The sequence below is a fragment of the Microbacterium californiense genome, from assembly GCF_047246625.1.
Taxonomy (GTDB): Bacteria; Actinomycetota; Actinomycetes; order Actinomycetales; family Microbacteriaceae; genus Microbacterium.
Window position 1 is genome coordinate 1,656,828 of sequence record NZ_JBFOKQ010000001.1, and the last position, 16,117, is coordinate 1,672,944.

15 protein-coding genes are annotated in these 16,117 nt (G+C 70.5%); 11 read left to right on the forward strand and 4 right to left on the reverse strand.

Features of this window, described 5'->3' with window-relative positions:
* Window positions 1-97: 97 nt before the first annotated feature.
* The gene (locus AB3M82_RS07815; protein WP_412956841.1) at window positions 98-1,867 is read right to left on the reverse strand and encodes an alkaline phosphatase family protein; all 1,770 of its coding nucleotides are present in this window, start codon (window positions 1,865-1,867) and stop codon (window positions 98-100) included.
* Window positions 1,868-2,063: 196 nt separating this feature from the next.
* Here AB3M82_RS07815 and AB3M82_RS07820 point away from each other — a divergent pair, with 196 nt between their 5' ends.
* From AB3M82_RS07820 to AB3M82_RS07835, 4 genes are all read left to right on the forward strand, one after another.
* Complete coding sequence (locus AB3M82_RS07820) at window positions 2,064-2,606, forward strand: hypothetical protein (RefSeq protein WP_412956842.1); 543 nt, start codon at window positions 2,064-2,066, stop codon at window positions 2,604-2,606.
* 9 nt (window positions 2,607-2,615) lie between these two features.
* Window positions 2,616-2,909 carry a hypothetical protein gene (locus AB3M82_RS07825; RefSeq protein WP_412956844.1) on the forward strand — a complete coding sequence of 98 codons (294 nt, stop codon included), beginning with the start codon at window positions 2,616-2,618 and terminating at the stop codon, window positions 2,907-2,909.
* A gap of 220 nt (window positions 2,910-3,129) precedes the next feature.
* The gene (locus AB3M82_RS07830; RefSeq protein ID WP_412956846.1) at window positions 3,130-4,557 is read left to right on the forward strand and encodes a CCA tRNA nucleotidyltransferase; all 1,428 of its coding nucleotides are present in this window, start codon (window positions 3,130-3,132) and stop codon (window positions 4,555-4,557) included.
* Window positions 4,558-4,640: 83 nt separating this feature from the next.
* Window positions 4,641-5,966 carry a GAF domain-containing protein gene (locus AB3M82_RS07835; RefSeq protein WP_412956847.1) on the forward strand — a complete coding sequence of 442 codons (1,326 nt, stop codon included), beginning with the start codon at window positions 4,641-4,643 and terminating at the stop codon, window positions 5,964-5,966.
* Window positions 5,967-6,314: 348 nt separating this feature from the next.
* Here the strand turns inward: AB3M82_RS07835 and AB3M82_RS07840 are convergent, their stop codons facing one another.
* Entirely contained in the window at window positions 6,315-6,959 is a 645-nt protein-coding gene (locus AB3M82_RS07840; RefSeq protein WP_412956849.1) for a TetR/AcrR family transcriptional regulator, read from the reverse strand.
* A 63-nt stretch (window positions 6,960-7,022) separates the two neighbouring features.
* On the opposite strand from AB3M82_RS07840, the gene AB3M82_RS07845 reads away from it, so the two are divergent.
* Window positions 7,023-8,336, forward strand: coding sequence for a glycosyltransferase (locus AB3M82_RS07845; protein ID WP_412956850.1), 1,314 nt, complete (start codon window positions 7,023-7,025; stop codon window positions 8,334-8,336).
* Between the two features lie 244 nt (window positions 8,337-8,580).
* Here AB3M82_RS07845 and AB3M82_RS07850 read toward each other — a convergent pair whose 3' ends face one another.
* Window positions 8,581-9,678, reverse strand: a complete 1,098-nt coding sequence (locus AB3M82_RS07850) for a hypothetical protein (RefSeq protein ID WP_412956852.1) — start codon at window positions 9,676-9,678, stop codon at window positions 8,581-8,583.
* A gap of 110 nt (window positions 9,679-9,788) precedes the next feature.
* Here AB3M82_RS07850 and AB3M82_RS07855 point away from each other — a divergent pair, with 110 nt between their 5' ends.
* Window positions 9,789-10,148, forward strand: a complete 360-nt coding sequence (locus tag AB3M82_RS07855; protein ID WP_412956853.1) for an avidin-fold protein — start codon at window positions 9,789-9,791, stop codon at window positions 10,146-10,148.
* Window positions 10,149-10,151: 3 nt separating this feature from the next.
* On the opposite strand, the gene AB3M82_RS07860 is transcribed toward AB3M82_RS07855, so the two are convergent.
* On the reverse strand, window positions 10,152-10,685 hold the full coding sequence (locus AB3M82_RS07860) for an Lrp/AsnC family transcriptional regulator (RefSeq protein ID WP_412956855.1): 534 nt from the start codon (window positions 10,683-10,685) through the stop codon (window positions 10,152-10,154).
* A gap of 207 nt (window positions 10,686-10,892) precedes the next feature.
* Here AB3M82_RS07860 and AB3M82_RS07865 point away from each other — a divergent pair, with 207 nt between their 5' ends.
* From AB3M82_RS07865 to AB3M82_RS07885, 5 genes are read left to right on the forward strand one after another with little or no spacing between them, the layout of a single operon-like run.
* Window positions 10,893-12,476, forward strand: a complete 1,584-nt coding sequence (locus AB3M82_RS07865) for an ABC transporter substrate-binding protein (protein ID WP_412956858.1) — start codon at window positions 10,893-10,895, stop codon at window positions 12,474-12,476.
* 11 nt (window positions 12,477-12,487) lie between these two features.
* Window positions 12,488-13,549: an ABC transporter permease gene (locus AB3M82_RS07870; protein ID WP_412956860.1), complete on the forward strand. Its 1,062-nt coding sequence runs from the start codon at window positions 12,488-12,490 to the stop codon at window positions 13,547-13,549.
* Window positions 13,546-14,454: an ABC transporter permease gene (locus tag AB3M82_RS07875; protein ID WP_412956862.1), complete on the forward strand. Its 909-nt coding sequence runs from the start codon at window positions 13,546-13,548 to the stop codon at window positions 14,452-14,454. Before AB3M82_RS07870 ends, AB3M82_RS07875 begins: the two co-directional genes overlap by 4 nt.
* Window positions 14,451-15,239 carry an ABC transporter ATP-binding protein gene (locus AB3M82_RS07880; protein ID WP_412956864.1) on the forward strand — a complete coding sequence of 263 codons (789 nt, stop codon included), beginning with the start codon at window positions 14,451-14,453 and terminating at the stop codon, window positions 15,237-15,239. The genes AB3M82_RS07875 and AB3M82_RS07880 overlap by 4 nt, the downstream gene beginning before the upstream one ends.
* A complete protein-coding gene (locus tag AB3M82_RS07885) occupies window positions 15,232-16,065 on the forward strand; it encodes an ABC transporter ATP-binding protein (RefSeq protein ID WP_412956866.1) in 834 nt (277 codons plus the stop codon). The genes AB3M82_RS07880 and AB3M82_RS07885 overlap by 8 nt, the downstream gene beginning before the upstream one ends.
* Window positions 16,066-16,117 lie beyond the last annotated feature (52 nt).

A 16,117-nucleotide genomic window follows, 5' to 3' on the forward strand; every position in this document is an offset into this window, starting at 1 on the left:
CGGCCGAGCCACCCCCCTGCGTTCGAGCCACCCCTTTGTGTGCTGTGCGCAGAGGGGTGGCTCGAACGGAAAGGGGTGGCTCGGTCCGGCGGAGCGGTCAGGACCCCGTGGCCGGACCGAAGAGCTCCTCGCCGTGCTCGTGGAGCAGACGGTAGGCGTCGGCGAACGTCTGCGGCTCCTGCTCGCCGGCTTTGCCGTACTTCGCGATCAGCAGCCCGAGCAGTCCGCGCGCGGGCGGGGTGAGCGGCTTCAGCTGCGCCGGGTGACCGGGCTTCGGCTCGGCCTGCTCGGGGTTCGGGGGCGTGTAGGCGGGCGTGGTGACGGGCCAGTCGGCGGGATGCCGCGGCTGGTCGAGGTTCACGACGTTGTCGAGCGTGTTCGCCGACTGGTCGCGGTCGTTCAGCGGCTTCAAGCCGTGGAGGCGCGACAGGGTGGCCGTGACGGAGCCGTGGTGCATCTCGTCGTGGATGATCGTGCCGCGCTTCGTGTACGCCGAGACGGCGATGGCCGGCACACGGCATCCGAGCCGATCGAACGTGAAGCCCATCTCGCCGGCCTTCGTGTCTTTCGTCGGCTTCGTCGCGGCGGGCGGCGGGACGTGGTCGTAGCAGCCGCCGTGCTCGTCGAACGTGATGAGCAGGAGAGTGTTGACGGCGTTGGACCCCTTCGGCGAGGCGCTCGTGCGCACGGCCTCGTAGATGTCGTGGATCAGCCGGTCGCCCGCGCGCACGTCCGAGATCGCACTGTCGTAGACGGGCTCGCCGTCGACCTCGCTCTCGCGCGGCGCGCCGAAGGGCGGGTGGAAGTCGTTGTGGTCGTAGACCATGCGCGGCTCGATGAACGCGTACGCCGGGAGAGTGCCGTTCTTCGCGTCGGCGTAGAAGTCCTCCATCGTGCCGAAGTGCTCGGTGCGCCAGTACTTCTCGAGCACGGGGGCATGCAGCATCCCCGTGAACGACACGAGCTGGAGCTTGTCGATGTAGATCTTCCAGCTGACCTTCTCGTCTTCGAGGCGGTTGAACACGGTGGGCGCCGCGGGCGCGTCGATCCACTTGTCGTAGCCGCCGCCGGCCTGGTTCGTGACGAATCCGTGCGAGGTCGAGGCGTGGAAGAAGGAGCGGTTGCAGAAGGTCTGCGACGGGACGGCCGCGTACCAGTGGTCGAACACCGCGAACTCCGATGCGAGCGTCGAGAGCACGGGGAGCATCTCGGGCGAGAACGAGCCCATGATGTGCGCGGCTTCCTCGGGCTTCGGCTCGGCGCCTTTGCGCAGGCGACGGAAGTTGATGATGTAGTCCTCGAGGAACCCCGACATCGTCGCCTTCTCGCCGTGCGTCGGGGCGTTGAAGGGTGCGGTCATCTGATCGACGAACAGGTCGGCGTTGCCCTTCGGATCGACCGTGCCGAAGATCTGGGTGTTGACGTGCGGGTACTCCTCGCCCGGGTCGGGATCGGGAAGGCTCATGATGCGGTCGGTGTCGCCGGTGTAGACATGCGCGTCGACGACGGTGCCGTCGGATGCCGTGTTGCTGTGCGTGCCGAACGCCAGGCCCTCGAACTTCTCGCCCTTCGGCAGCGTGTCGGGCGAGTAGAGGTATCCGAGCAGGTTGTCGAACGAACGGTTCTCACCCATCACGACCACGAGGTGGTCGAAGCCGGGCTCGCTGCGCGGGGTGAGGGCGGCGAAGGGGTCGGGGTCGGAGGCGAAGCCGTGACGGCTGCCGGCGACGGATGCTCCGATCGCGGCGCCGCCCGCCCCGCCGATCACCGCGCCCGCCAGCGCGGCCCCGCCCATCTTCAGGAATCCGCGTCGAGACGGTTGCCGTGCGGGATCGGATGCCGGGGGAGGGGTGCTGTCGTCAGCCATGCGGCGATCCTATGCGCGCGTCGCGCTCCGCGGAATGCCAGAAGGCCGGAGGGTGTGCGCCCGGTCGCGCAGGGGCGGGGGTCGGAGCGGTAGGCTCCTCGCTGGTGCGCGCGACAGGCGTGCATCGTCGATCTCGGGAGGCGACGTGCATACCCTCGGACACATCCCCCCGCCCGACCCCGAGAACGTTCCCCGTGTGATCGAGTACTTGGGAGAGCAGCGGCCGGATGCCGCCCGGTTCGCACGCCTCCTTCTCGATGACGGCGGCACGGTCATCACGTCCTGGGGCCCGGTGCAGATGGCGGTGTGGCACCTCGAGGTCCGGCGCGGTGAGTGGATCGTCGAGTTCCACAGTGAGCGCGGGTTCACCGAACCCCCTGCCATCGGTCGGGTGACCGGGTCCGAGACGGTCTCGCGAGGGCACCGGCCTCTCGGACTCGCGGTCTTCGCGTGGGCGCGGGCGACCGGAGTGCCGTTCCGGCTCGATACGCCGGACGACTTCGATCACGACCTGGTGGAGCACGGACGCGACGCCCTGGACTGGCTCGACGCGGGCGACGGTGCCGTGCTCGACCGGGTGCACGAGGTGTGGAGGGAGTACCGACGCGCCTGTGCGGGACTCGATGGCGAACAGCTGGCACTCCTGCGAGCCGAAGGTGTCGGAGACATGGAGAAAGCGGTTCGAGCGATCTCGACGGAGTGGCCCGCGATGCTGCGGATGCCGCGGCCGCGTCGCTAGCGTAGAGGCATGAGCCACGCGGGGGAGTCGTCGATCGATGCACGGGTACGAGCCGTCGAGCAGGAGTACGCACGGCGACAGACGCGGCTCTTCGTGCGGTTCGCGCTGATCGAGGGCGCGCTGCTGCTTCTCGGGGCGGTGCTCGTGTTCGGATTCGAGGTCGTCGATCCCGACATCGGCGTGTGGTTCCTCCTGGGCGTCGCCCTCGTCGGCGGCTTCCTGCTCAGCATGTTGCTCGTGCGTCACGTGCAGGCACGCCAGACCGCACGCGCCCGGGCCAGGGGCGACAACCCCCTCTTCTAGCCGCCCCGGCCTTCGGCATCCGCCGTCGTCCGCATCGCGCACCGTTCCGTCCTGCACAACGTCGGAGTTCGGATGCGACACGCCGCAGCGGATGCCTTCCGGCGGCGTGTCGGACGGCGATCTCCGAAGTCGTGCTGACGGAGGCGCGAGGACGGATGCCGGCATCCCCCCGTCATCGCCCGACGGAGGCCGAGGACACCACCCCGGTACGCTGGAACCCATGCTCAACATGGCCGAAGGCCTCGCCCGGCTCGGCGCGCTCGCCGAGCATCCGGTCGTCCGCACCCTGGGCACGGCGTTCGCCGCCGCGGGCTTCGACCTCGCGGTCGTCGGCGGTCCGGTGCGCGACGCGCTGCTGGGCCGGCCGACCCACGACCTCGACTTCACGACGAACGCCCGTCCGGACGACATCCTCCGCATCGTCACCCCGATCTCGACCGCGCAGTGGGACATCGGCCGCGCCTTCGGCACCATCGGGGCGCGGGTGCAGAAGGAGCAGGTCGAGATCACGACCTACCGCGCCGACAGCTACGACGGTGCGACGCGCAAGCCCACCGTCGAGTTCGGCGACACGATCGACGGCGACCTCGTGCGCCGCGACTTCACCGTCAACGCGATGGCGCTGCAGGTACCGTCGGTGAAGCTCGTCGATCCGACCGGCGGCGTCGAAGACCTCCTCGCCGGCGTGCTGCGCACCCCCGTCGACCCGGGTGTGTCGTTCGGCGACGATCCCCTGCGCATGCTGCGGGCCGCCCGCTTCAGCGCGCAGCTCGGCTTCGACGTCGAAGACGCGACCGCCGAGGCGATCACCCGCCTGCGCGAGACCCTGAAGATCGTCAGCCCCGAGCGGGTCCAGTCCGAGCTCGTGCGCCTCCTCCAGACCGACGACCCGGTGCGCGGCATCCGCGTGCTCGTCGAGACCGGACTGATCGACGAGTTCCTGCCCGAGGTCAGCGCGCTGCGGCTCGAGATCGACGAGCACCACCATCACAAGGACGTCTACGAGCACTCCCTCACGGTGCTGAGCCAGACGATCGAGCTCGAGCACGCCCGGCATCCGGGTGACGCGCCCGATGTGCCGCTGCGCATCGCGGCTCTGCTGCACGACATCGGCAAGCCGCGCACGCGCAAGCTGGAGGACGGCGGAGCGGTCACCTTCCACCACCACGACATCGTGGGCGCGCGCATGGCCCGCAAGCGGCTGCAGGCGCTGCGGTTCGACACGGCCACGACGGATGCCGTCGCCACACTGATCGAGCTGCACCTGCGGTTCTTCGGCTACGCGGAGGGCGCCTGGACGGATGCCGCGGTGCGGCGTTACGTGCGCGACGCGGGAGACCTGCTCGAACGCCTGCACATCCTCACCCGCGCCGACGTCACCACGCGGAACAAGCGCAAGGCCGGGCGCCTCTCGGCGGCGTACGACGACATCGAGTCGCGCATCGCGGCGCTTCGCGAGCAGGAGGAGCTCGATGCGATCCGCCCCGAGCTCGACGGCAACCGCATCCAGGAGGTGCTCGGCATCCGTCCCGGGCGTGAGGTGGGAGAGGCCTACCGGTTCCTGCTGGATCTGCGCCTCGACGAAGGGCTGCTCGGCGTCGAGGTCGCGGAGCAGCGCCTGCGCGACTGGTGGGCCGCGCGCGGCTGATCGGGCGGTGGGTGTCGCGTCGACCGGGAGGGCGCACGCTCGTACACTGAGACCACGCTCCGCCCATCGACGAACGGAGACCTGTGGCTGCGCCGTGGCACGTGTCGCGCGAGGCTCTGTCGGAGACCTCCCGCCTGATCGTCGAGCGTGCGCACGCGGAGCTGCTGGCCGGCAACCTCGACGACGAGCGTCTGCAGCAGGTGCGTCCGCTCGTGCGGGAGTCGTGGGAGCGGTCGTGGCGCGGGGGCGTCGCCCCCGAGAACGCGCCGGAGCTCGCGCTCGCCCGCGAGGAGCTGGAGGCGTACCGCCGCACGCACCCGCTCGCCGCCGTCATGGACACGATCCGCGGTCTGCTGCTGCCCGGCAGTGCGGAGGACTCCGGGGTGCTCATCGCGATCGGTGACCAGGCCGGCCGGCTGCTCTGGATCGAGGGCGACCGCGAGCTGCAGACCCGGACCGACGACATGGGGTTCGTCGTCGGAGCGGACTGGGCCGAGCACGCCGTCGGCACGAGCGCTCCGGGCACCGCGCTCGCTCTTGCCCGCACCGTGCAGATCCGCGGCGCCGAGCACTACAACCGCCTCGTGCACCCCTGGTCGTGCACCGCGGCTCCCGTGCGCGACCCCGAGTCTCGCCGCGTGCTCGGCGTCATCGACATCACCGGCGGCCCCGAGGTCGTGACGCCGCAGGCCCGCCTGCTCGTCGACGCGACGGCGCGGGCGGTCGAGTCCGAGCTGCTGATCGCGCGGCTGCGCGCCCGGGCCGAGACCGCACCGCGCGTGCACGCCGCCGCCCCGCGCACGAAGACCGCTGCGCGCGCGACGCTGCGCGTGCTCGGCCGTGACCGGGCGCGGCTCGAGACGGCATCCGACCACGAGAACTCCGTGATCGAGCTCAGCGCCCGGCACGCGGCGATCCTGCTCATGCTCGCCGTGCATCGGCAGGGACTCTCGGCCGAGCGGCTGTCGGAGCTCGTGTACGGTCCGGGCGTCTCGCCCGACACGCTGCGACCCGAGATGGTGCGGCTGCGCCGGGTGCTCGAGAAGCGGATGCCGGCGCTGGTGCCCGAGTCCCGTCCGTACCGACTGCCCGTCGCCCTCGACACCGATGCGCAGGACGTGCTGTCGCTGCTCGACCGCGGCGCGCACCGGGTGGCGCTCACGGCGTACCGCGGTCCGGTGCTGCCCGAGTCGACCTCGCCCGGCGTCGAGGATTTCCGCGAGACCGTGAGGTCGGCGCTGCGCGAGGCGATGCTGGCGGAGGCGAGCCTGGACGTGCTCCTCGCCTACGCCGAGATCCCCGAGGGTCAGGAGGATGCCGAGATCCTGCAGCTGGCCCTCGAGATGCTGCCCCCGCGCTCGCCGAAGCGGGGCGGGCTCGTGGCGCGCATCGAGCGTCTGCAGGCGTAGCGCGACCCTTCGTCTCGCTGCGAGGAGCGGAGCGACGAGACGAAGGGCGCTCAGGAACCGGGGGTGGCCCTTCGTCTCGCTGCGCTCGCTCAGGAACCGGGGGTGACGAAGGGCGCTCAGGAGCCTGGCCCTTCGTCTCGCTGCGCGGATCCTGAGCGAGGAGCGTAGCGACGAGACGAAGGGCGCTCAGGAGCCGGGCCCTTCGTCTCGCTGCGCTCGCTCAGGAACCGGGGGTGACGAAGGGCGCTCAGGAACCGGGGTGGCCCTTCGTCTCGCTGCGCGGATCCTGAGCGAGGAGCGTAGCGACGAGACGAAGGGCGCTCAGGAACCGGGGGTGACGAAGGGCGCTCAGGGACCGGGAGGTGGGGAGAGCTGGGTGAGGACGGCGGCGCGCAGCCAGCTCAGGTACTGCTCCTCGGGCCAGCTGGACTGGGCGACGAGCTGCTGGTGGCTCTCGGGCGACAGCAGGAATGAGAGGGCGGCGGCGACGGCCTCGGCGTCGGCGGGGTCGGCGATCCCGCGTCGCTGCAGTTCGGCGACGAGCATCCTGTAGTCGGCGCGGCGACGCTCGAGGATGCGCTGCAGCGCCTCGTCGACGAGGGCGTCCGACAGCGCCGCGCCCAGCAGCACCGTCCACAGGGCGTGACCGCGGGCGTTCGCGGCGGTGATCTGACGCAGCACCGCGTCGAGGAAGGCCTCGTCGGGCAGCTCGAAGACGCCGCGGGCGACGTCGGTGTCGGTGAGGGATTCGGCCGACTCCGCTCCCGCGAACGTCACCTCGAACGCCGCGATGAGCAGCTCGGCCTTCGAGGCGGTCGTCTTGACCGTCTCGGCCGAGACGCCCGCCTCCCGGGCGATGGCGGCGATGGTCGTGGCCTGGTAGCCCTTGTCGGCGAACAGACGAGCGGATGCCGTGACGATCCGCTCCCGCGTCTCCCGGGCCTGCCGCGCCCGCAGCTCGGAGCGATACGGACGTGCGGCGGTCTCAGTCATTGACTTTCCTTGCAGTGTGATGAATACTTCGGGAGTACATCCGATTCTAGGGGAGAACCGACCATGGCCCGTCACCTCATCACCTGCACGCCGGCTCACGGCCACGTCGTGCCGTTGCTGCACATCGCACGTCATCTGATGGCTCGAGGCGACGAGGTCGTCTTCCTGTCGAGCCCTCGGTACGCCGATCGGATCGCCGCCACCGGCGCCCGCTTCGTCCCGTTGCCGCCCGAGGCGGATGTCGACCTCGACGACGCCGACGCGACCTTCCCCGAGCGGGCGGGGCTGACCGGTCCCGCCGCCCTGCGCTTCGACATGAGCAATCTGTTCATCCGGCCCGGTGCCGCCCAGCTCGCCGCCATCCGCACCGTTCTGGGCGAGCACCGCATCGACGCCGTGCTCACCGAGCCGCTCTTCGTCGGCGCCGCCCTGCTGCAGCGGCTCCCGCAGCGCGAGCGCCCGCCGGTGCTGGTGCTCGGCATCTTCCCCCTCGGAGTGCGCAGCCGCGACGTCGCGCCGTTCGGTCTCGGCATCACTCCGCGACCCGGCGCGCTCGGGCGGGCGCGCAACGCGACGCTGCGTCTCGTCGCCGAGCGCGTGATCTTCGGGGGCGTGCATCGCGAGGCCGACGCGGTGTCGCGTCGCGAGACCGGGAGGGATCTCGGCGGCTTCATCCTGGACTGGGCGGGACGCGCCGATGCGTATGTGCAGTTCACCGTGCCGGCCTTCGAATACCCGCGCTCCGACCTCCCCGCGAGCGTGCGCTTCGCCGGTCCGCTCCCGGCTCCCTCCTCCGACGCACCTCTTCCCGCGTGGTGGTCCGACGTCGAGCGCGCGGGCACGGTGGTGCACGTCACGCAGGGCACCATCGCCAACACCGACCTCGGGCAGCTCGTGATGCCGACGGTGCGGGCGCTCGCGGCATCCGACGCCCTGGTCGTCGTCTCGACGGGCGGCCGCCCTCTCGACGCGCTGCCCGCGCCGCTGCCGGCGAACGTCCGCGTCGCCGAGTACCTGCCCTACGACCGCCTGCTGCCCGAGGTCGACGTGCTCGTCACCAACGGCGGCTACGGCGGGGTGCAGCAGGCGCTGAGCCACGGGGTGCCGCTCGTCGTCGCCGGGCAGACCGAGGACAAGGTCGAGGTCGCCGCCCGCATCGGATGGTCCGGCGCCGGGGTGAACCTCCGGACCAGCACGCCCAGCCCCGCCCAGGTGGGGGATGCCGTGGCACGGGTGCTCGGCGACACCGGCTTCCGCGAGCGCGCGGGCCGCATCGGGGCGGAGATGCGCGCCGCCGACGCCTGGACCGCCCTCGATCGGGTGCTCGGCTCCCTCGTCGCCGCTCATCCGGTCGCCGACCCGGTGCCGGGGGAGTGACAGGGCTTCTGCTCGGATCCGAGCAGATTCCGCAGTGCATGCACCTGCATGCGCGCAAGGGAGTGCAACGTCGTGCCGGATACCCTCCGAGCAGGCGCCGCATCCCGTCAGTCCCCAGCTGACGAGCGGCGCGACGGCGAGACGCCGTCTGCGGAGGGAGCATCGTTCTCTTTCTGATCCCGGGGGGATGGGGTGGGTCGTCGGTCCCCAGAACGGCACCCACCCCCACTGGCTCCGCGCGGCGTCAGTTCAGGCGGCTCCAGAACCACAGCGCCATGCCGACCGCCAGCACGAGGAACGGCAGCCACGTGACCCGGCGCTTCAGCCGACGGCCCTGCGGAGCGACGCCGGGCGGGGGCGTGACCAGCCCTGCGGGCGGTGCGAAAGGCAGTCGCCCGGATGCGGCATCCGCACCTGCCGGCCCGCCGGCCGCCAGCCGATCGTCGCGCCAGCGCGACCACTGGTCGATCTTCGTCAGGAGCGCGCCGACCACTCCGAACAGCCACGCCCACGTCGCGGGGTCTAGGGTCGACACTTGCCGCTTCGTGTACAGGAACATCCAGTCGTCGATGATCTCGACATCGAGCTGCGCGGCGTGGTCGATGAACCGGGCCATGATGTCGGGCGTGAAGAGATAGAGCGCATCCTGCTCGTATCCGCCGGGGCAGTACAGCGTGAAGTGGCGGTCGAAGTCGCCTTCGAGCGACAGGCGCTGCGCACGCTGGAACGAAGCCGGCAGATTCGAGCCGAAGCCGTTGTTCCCCAGCGCGTCGAGCACGATGTTCGGGAGCGGCACGTCGAGACGCACGGCGACGTAGCCCCAGCGGTACGTGGTCGAGCTCTTGCCGTGCTTGATCGTGTACTGGTAGTTGCCGAACTCGACGAAGCGAGGGCGGCGGCCGCGCACGACGTCGGTCGAGAGTCGTCCGTTGCCGAGACCGAAGATCATGCCGGGCAGACCCGGGGAGGCGATGCGGTCGGTGTACTCCATGCCGTTCGCCTGGGCGAACGCGCCCAGCCGGTACCGGCGTATGCGGTTCGCCCGCCACACGAAGAAGCCGATCGCCGAGCCGCCCGCCACCACGACGACCGGTACCGCGATCATGACCGGAAGCGCGGATGCTCCGCCCCGCCGCAGGATGTCGCCGAAGATCGAGCCGAAGACGCCCAGCATCACGACCCCGACGACGACCAGGACGACGATGCCGACCACGTTCCCCACCGAGACGCCGCTCGATCGTCGGGCACGCAGCTCGGCGGCGAACGCGCGCACGGCCTGCGGGTCGGCGGGCCCGGTGAGCGCGCTCGCGTCGAAGGTCGACGACTGCGGAGAAGCGGTCACCGGTTCACCTCGGCGGAGACGGGCTCGCACTGCGGTCGGGCCGGGTCTGCGATCCACTCCATGCGCCCCACGGTACCGGGCGACGGCATCCGACCCTCCATAATCAGAAGGTGACTGCGACTGCGACAATCCCCTCCCTTGACGGCCGCCGCTTCCGGATGATCTCGTCCACGACCTCCGCGGTCGACCCCGAGGCGCCGAGCATCTTCGACTACTTCGAGCGCGACGGCGCGATCTGGGGCGAGTACACCGGCGACACCGTGACCTTCGGCAAGTTCGTCGGCACACGCACCGGCGACACGATCTGGGTGTCGTTCGTGCACGTCCTCGCGAAGGACGGCTCGGTCGTGACCGGGAATGGGGAGAGCGAGCTCGAGATCACCGACGCCGGACTCATCCGGCTCGTCGAGCACTACGAGATGTTCGACCTGCCGCAGCTCAGCGTGTGCGAGGAGATCCCCGCGTCCTGAGTGTCAGCGCGGGGGCAGCGTGTCGCGGCCGGGTGAGGCCGGGGTCCACCGCGTCATGCCGAGAGGGATCTCCGCGTCGCGCTCGGGCAGATCCGACGGCAGCAGGTACGGGCGGCGGATGACCTCGTCGAGCACGACGACGCTGACCACGGTGCGCACCTCGGGCAGCTGGGCGATCACGCCGGTGGAGAACTCGTGCACCCCGCTCACGTCAACGGCGCGGATGAGCAGCATCGCGTCGTGCTCGCCCGTCGTGATCGCGCACCACTCCACATCCGGCATCTCGCTCACCCGTTCGCGGAACGACGCCCACGCCTGGGGCAGCACGGTGACGAACACGAGCGCTCCGATGGAGAGTCCGGCCTTGGCCTGATCCACCCGGGCGCTGAACCCCGTGATGACTCCGTCGCTGACCAGCGCCTCGACGCGCGAGTAGGCGCTGGCCCGCGAGATGCCCACCTTGTCGGCGAGGGCGGCGATCGAGATGCGACCGTTATCCCGGAGGACTTCCAGGATTCTGTATCCGACTTCATCCACCGGGGCGGCACTTCGTCCAGAATGCTTCGAGGGTTCGGCATCCTTGCTGGACATATTGTTCCTCACATCCGAGGTTGCGGGCAGAGCGTGTCCGGGCGACGCGCACTTGCTGGACACATCGTCGCATATGATGCGAATCTGATCCCCGGTCGTCCACATCGGTGGCGATCGACCACCCGAATGTACTCCTCGCCCTTGGAGGCTCCCATGTCGTCACGTCGAAGCACGTCGGTCATCGCGGTCGGAGCGGTCGCGCTCCTCGCGCTCGCAGGTTGCTCCGGGGGCAACTCCGCCAACAACGGGGATCAGTCCTCGGGCTCGGACTCCCTGGTCATCGACACCGCGTTCTCGATCGAGACCGCCGACCCGGGTCACACGTACGACCCGACCGGCAACATGATCGCGAAGGCGCTCTACGAGACGCTCGTCGACTTCGAGGGCTCCGACGTCTCGACGCCCGTCCCCGGACTCGCGTCGTGGGAGCAGAACGACACCGCCACCGAGTTCACGTTCACGCTCGAGGGCGACCGCGTCTTCTCCGACGGATCGCCGGTCGAGGCCAAGGACGTCGTCTTCTCGCTCCAGCGCATCCAGGGCATGGAAGACGCGAAGCCGAACTTCCTGCTCAGCGGCGTGACCATCGCCGAGGTCGACGAGAAGACCATCTCGTTCACCACCGAGACCCCGCTGCTCCAGCTGCCGGCGATCCTGGCGAACCCCGCGCTCGGCATCGTCAACTCCGACGTCGTGATGGAGAACGGCGGCGCGACCGACGGCTCCGACTCCGCGCAGAAGTTCCTCGACGGCGAGTCGGCCGGATCCGGCCCCTTCGTGCTCGACACCCTCGACCTCAGCTCGCAGGTCGTGCTGACGAAGAACGACGAGTACAACGGCGACGAGGAGTCGGAGTACAGCCGCGTCGTGGTCCGCAACGTCTCGGAGAGTGCGACGCAGCTCGCGAACCTCAAGGGCGGCGACTCCATGGTCGCGATGGACCTGAACGGCGACCAGGTCGCCGGCCTCGGCGACGGCCTCTCGGTCGAGTCCGTTCCGTCCGGTCAGACGATCTTCCTCCTCCTGAACCAGGGTGAGGCGGGCGGCGACCTCGCGAACGTCAAGATCGCCGAAGCCGTCCGCTACGCGCTCGACTACGACGCGCTGCTCGAGCTGGCCGGTGCCGGCGCCGTGCAGGCGACGGGCGTCATCCCGCCCGGATTCGAGGGGTCGCTCGACAGCGGCGTCTCGCAGGACCTCGACATGGCGAAGGCCGCGCTGGCCGAGGCCGGCTACACGGGCCAGACCCTGAAGCTGCAGTTCCCGAACGACTACCCGGTCGGCGGCGTCGAGTTCACCCCGCTCGCCGAGCGCATCCAGGCACAGCTCGAGGATGCCGGCATCGCGGTCGAACTCGCCCCGGCGCCGTTCGCGACCGAGCTCGACGCCTACGTCAACGGCACCGAGGGCTTCGGCCTCTGGTTCTGGGGTCCGGACTACGCCGACTCGGCGAACTTCCTCCCCTTCGGCCCGGGCCTCAAGGTCGGCCTCCGCTCCGGCTGGGCCGCCGAGGCCAACCCGGAGATCGCGGCCCTCGCCGCGAGCGCCGCCAGCGCCACGGATGCCGAGGAGCGCACCGCCGCCTTCACCGAGTTCGCCGAGGCCATGCAGGCCGAGGGACCGTTCGTGCCGCTGATCGTCCCCGGACGCAACATCGCGACGGCCGACTCCGTCACCGGCGCCGTGTACAACTCGGTCTGGGAGATGGACATCGCCGAGATCACCCCGGCCGGCTGAACGGACGACGCATGACGACGGTGGCGGTGCAGAGACAGGCGCGGCGGCGCAGGTCTCCTCTGATCGGATACCTGCTGCGGCGGGCCGGCACCTCCCTGCTCCTGCTGGTGGGCGTGACGATCGTCACGTTCCTGCTCACCAACCTGGTGCCGGGAGACCCGGTCTCGGCCGCCCTCGGTGAGGGCGCCTCGCAGAACCCGGCGACGCGTGAGGCGTTCATCCGGGAGCACGGCCTCGATCAGCCGTTGATCGTGCAGTACTTCATCTACATGGGGAACCTGCTCCGCGGGGACCTCGGCACGTCGCTGGTGACCGGTCGTCCGGTCGCCAGCGACCTGGCCACCGCCGTACCCGCGACGATCGAGATCGCGATCGGCGCCATCATCCTGAGCATGGCGGTGAGCCTCGTGCTCGGCACGCTGGCCGCCTACCGTCGTGGACTCGTCACGGACCAGGTCATCCGCGTCGTCACGCTGGTCGGCCTGAGCGTGCCGACCTTCTGGCTGGCGCTCGTCAGCTTCTACGTCTTCTTCCTCGAGCTGCGCATCGCCCCCGGGTCCGGGCGCATCTCGCCCGCCATCACTCCGCCTCCCCGGGTCACCGGCCTCTACACGGTCGACTACCTCCTCAACGGAGACGGCGTCGGCTTCCTCGACGCGCTCGCCCACCTCGCTCTGCCCGTGATGGTGCTGTCGCTGGTGACGATCGGTCTGCTGACCCGCTTCATCCGCACCTCGGTGCTCGAGGTGCTCGGCAGCGACTACGTGCGCGCCGCCCGCGCCAAGGGCCTGCCGGCGATGCGCGTCATCATCGGGTACGTCCTGCGCGGCGCCTCCCTCCCGATCCTCACCGTCGTGGGCGTCGCCTTCGGCTCGCTGCTGTCGGGCACCGTGCTCGTCGAGTCGGTTTTCGCCTGGCCGGGCCTGGGCACCTACGCCTACAACTCCGCCGCGAACCTCGACCTGCCGGGCATCATGGGCGTCGGCCTCGTCGTCGGAGTGATCTACCTCCTCATCAACTTCGTCGTCGATCTGCTCTACGGCGTCCTCGACCCGAGAGTGAGGATCGCATGAGCCGCATCGACGCCGCGTCCGGACCCTGGCGGTTCCGCTTCCGCTGGCCGCGCGCCTGGCGCACGCCCCTCGGCATCATCGGCACGGTGATCGCCGGAGCGTGGGTGATCGTCGCGTTCACCGCTCAGTGGTGGGTGCCGTACGGCCCCAACGCCCAGATCTTCCCGCGCCTGCAGGAGCCCGGCGTCGAGACCCTCCTCGGCACCGACGGCAACGGCCGCGACATCTTCTCCCGTCTGATGACCGGGGCGACCGTCAGCCTGCCGCTCGCCCTCATGCTGGTCGTCGCCGCCATGATCATCGGCACGACGATCGGCGCGCTCGCCGGATACTTCGGCGGTTGGGTCGACGAGACCCTCATGCGCATCACCGACCTCTTCATGGCGTTCCCGACCGTGATCCTCGCGATGGTGGTCGCCGCCTCGCTCGGCCCGTCGCTCTTCAACGCGGTGATCGCGGCGATCGTGGTCTCGTGGCCGCAGTACTCCCGCGTCACCCGCAGCATCGTGCTCGGCCTCCGCGGGCAGAACTACGTCATCGCCGGACGCCTGCTCGGCCACTCGCCGCTGCGCACGCTGTTCGTCGACATCCTCCCGAACATCGCCGGCCCCGTGATGGTGCTCGCGACGCTCGACATCGGCGCCGCCATCCTGCTCCTGTCGGGACTGTCGTTCCTCGGTCTCGGTGCGCAGCCGCCCACGGCCGAGTGGGGTTCGATGATCTCCTCCGCCATGCAGAACTTCGACGCCTGGTGGCTCGGGGTGTTCCCGGGTCTGGCGATCCTCACGGTCGTGCTGGCGTTCAACTTCCTCGGCGACGCGATGCGTGACATCCTCGACCCGACCGCCGAGGTCGCGCACGAGAGGCAGGCCGAGAAGTCGGATGCCGCGGGAGTGGCCGCATGAGCGCGCTCAGCATCCGCGATCTCACCATCGACATCGGCCGTCCGCTCGTGCGCGGCGTCTCGCTCGAGCTCGAGGCCGGGCGCATCCACGGCCTGGCCGGCGAATCCGGCTCGGGCAAGACGCTCACCTCGCTCGCCGTGCTCGGCCTGCTGCCCCGCCAGGCACGGACCGGCGGATCGATCCGTCTCGCGGGGGAGGAGCTGCTCGGCCTGAACCGCCGCGGACTGAACCGCGTGCGCGGCGCGCGCATCGCGATGGTGTTCCAGGACCCGTCGGCGTCGCTGCACCCGCAGCTGCCGGTCGGACGCCAGCTCACCGACCACATGCGCGTGCACCTCGGACTCCGCGGTGCGGCCGCCCGCGCTCGCGCCGTCGAGCTGCTCGAGACCGTGCAGGTGCCGAACCCGATCGAGGCGCTGAAGCGCTACCCGCACCAGTTCTCCGGCGGACAGCGTCAGCGCATCGCGATCGCCTGCGCACTGGCCTGCGACCCCGACGTGCTGCTGGCCGACGAGCCGACCACCGCCCTCGACGTCACCGTGCAGGCCGGCATCCTCCGCCTGCTCTGCGACCTCGCCACCGAACGCCGGCTCGCGGTGCTGCTCGTCACGCACGACCTCGGGGTGATGAGCGCCATCGCCGACGAGGTGGCCGTCATGAAGGACGGCGTCATCGTCGAGCATGCCGATCGCGAGACGCTGTTCCGCGATCCGCAGCACGAGTACACGCGGATGCTGCTCGCCGCACTGCCCGGTTCCCGCATCGAGGAGGACGCTGATGAGTGAGGTGCTCGACGCGCAGGACATCGTGGTGCGCTACCCCGGCCATCCGCCGGTCGTCGCCGTGAGCGGCGTCTCGATGAGCGTCGCCGCCGGCGAGACCGTGGCGCTCGTGGGCGAGTCCGGGAGCGGCAAGTCGAGCTTCGCGCGGGCCGTCGTCGGCATCGAGAAGATCGCGGACGGCACCGTGCTCTTCGACGGCGCGCCGGTGGCACCCCTCGGCATCCGCCGCCGGGCCACCGCCCTCACCGGCATCCAGATGGTGTTCCAGGACCCGTCTACCTCGCTCAACCCGCGCCGACGGGTGGGCGACCAGATCTCCGACGGCATCGCCACCGCACGAGCCCGCGGTGCCGCCGGATCCACCGTCGAGGAGTGGCTCGAGCGCGTCGGGCTGCCGACCTCGGTCGCCTCGCGCTTCCCGCACCAGTTCTCGGGCGGGCAGAAGCAGCGCCTCGCGATCGCCCGTGCGCTCGCCGCGCGGCCCTCGCTGCTCGTGGCCGACGAGCCCATCTCGGCTCTCGACGCGTCGACCCAGACCAGCGTCGCCGGCCTCATGCGCGACCTCGTCGCGGAGTCCGGGGCCGGGATGCTGTTCATCTCGCACGACCTCGGCGTGGTGCGGCGCATCGCCGACCGCACCTTCGTCATGTACTCGGGACGCGTGCTCGAGTCGGGTCCGACCGCCGAGCTGTGGGCTGCGCCCCGGCATCCGTACACGCAGGCCCTGCTCGCGGCCATCCCCGAGCCCGACGGCGCCGGTCGCATCCCCGCCGCGCCGTCTACCGAGGACCGCGAGGTGTGGTCGGAGATCCCGCCGGTCCTGCGCTGACCCTTCGCCTCGCTCCGCTCGCTCAGGGACCGGTGGGTGTGCGCCCTTCCGA

What these genes read in the sequence shown, in the direction of transcription:
- AB3M82_RS07870 (WP_412956860.1), top strand. Translation starts at nt 12,488, where the DNA reads ATGACGACGGTGGCGGTGCAGAGACAGGCGCGGCGGCGCAGGTCTCCT.
- AB3M82_RS07875 (WP_412956862.1), top strand. Translation starts at nt 13,546, where the DNA reads ATGAGCCGCATCGACGCCGCGTCCGGACCCTGGCGGTTCCGCTTCCGC.
- AB3M82_RS07840 (WP_412956849.1), bottom strand. Translation starts at nt 6,959, where the DNA reads ATGACTGAGACCGCCGCACGTCCGTATCGCTCCGAGCTGCGGGCGCGG.
- AB3M82_RS07885 (WP_412956866.1), top strand. Translation starts at nt 15,232, where the DNA reads ATGAGTGAGGTGCTCGACGCGCAGGACATCGTGGTGCGCTACCCCGGC.
- AB3M82_RS07830 (WP_412956846.1), top strand. Translation starts at nt 3,130, where the DNA reads ATGCTCAACATGGCCGAAGGCCTCGCCCGGCTCGGCGCGCTCGCCGAG.
- AB3M82_RS07825 (WP_412956844.1), top strand. Translation starts at nt 2,616, where the DNA reads ATGAGCCACGCGGGGGAGTCGTCGATCGATGCACGGGTACGAGCCGTC.
- AB3M82_RS07815 (WP_412956841.1), bottom strand. Translation starts at nt 1,867, where the DNA reads ATGGCTGACGACAGCACCCCTCCCCCGGCATCCGATCCCGCACGGCAA.
- AB3M82_RS07880 (WP_412956864.1), top strand. Translation starts at nt 14,451, where the DNA reads ATGAGCGCGCTCAGCATCCGCGATCTCACCATCGACATCGGCCGTCCG.
- AB3M82_RS07865 (WP_412956858.1), top strand. Translation starts at nt 10,893, where the DNA reads ATGTCGTCACGTCGAAGCACGTCGGTCATCGCGGTCGGAGCGGTCGCG.
- AB3M82_RS07845 (WP_412956850.1), top strand. Translation starts at nt 7,023, where the DNA reads ATGGCCCGTCACCTCATCACCTGCACGCCGGCTCACGGCCACGTCGTG.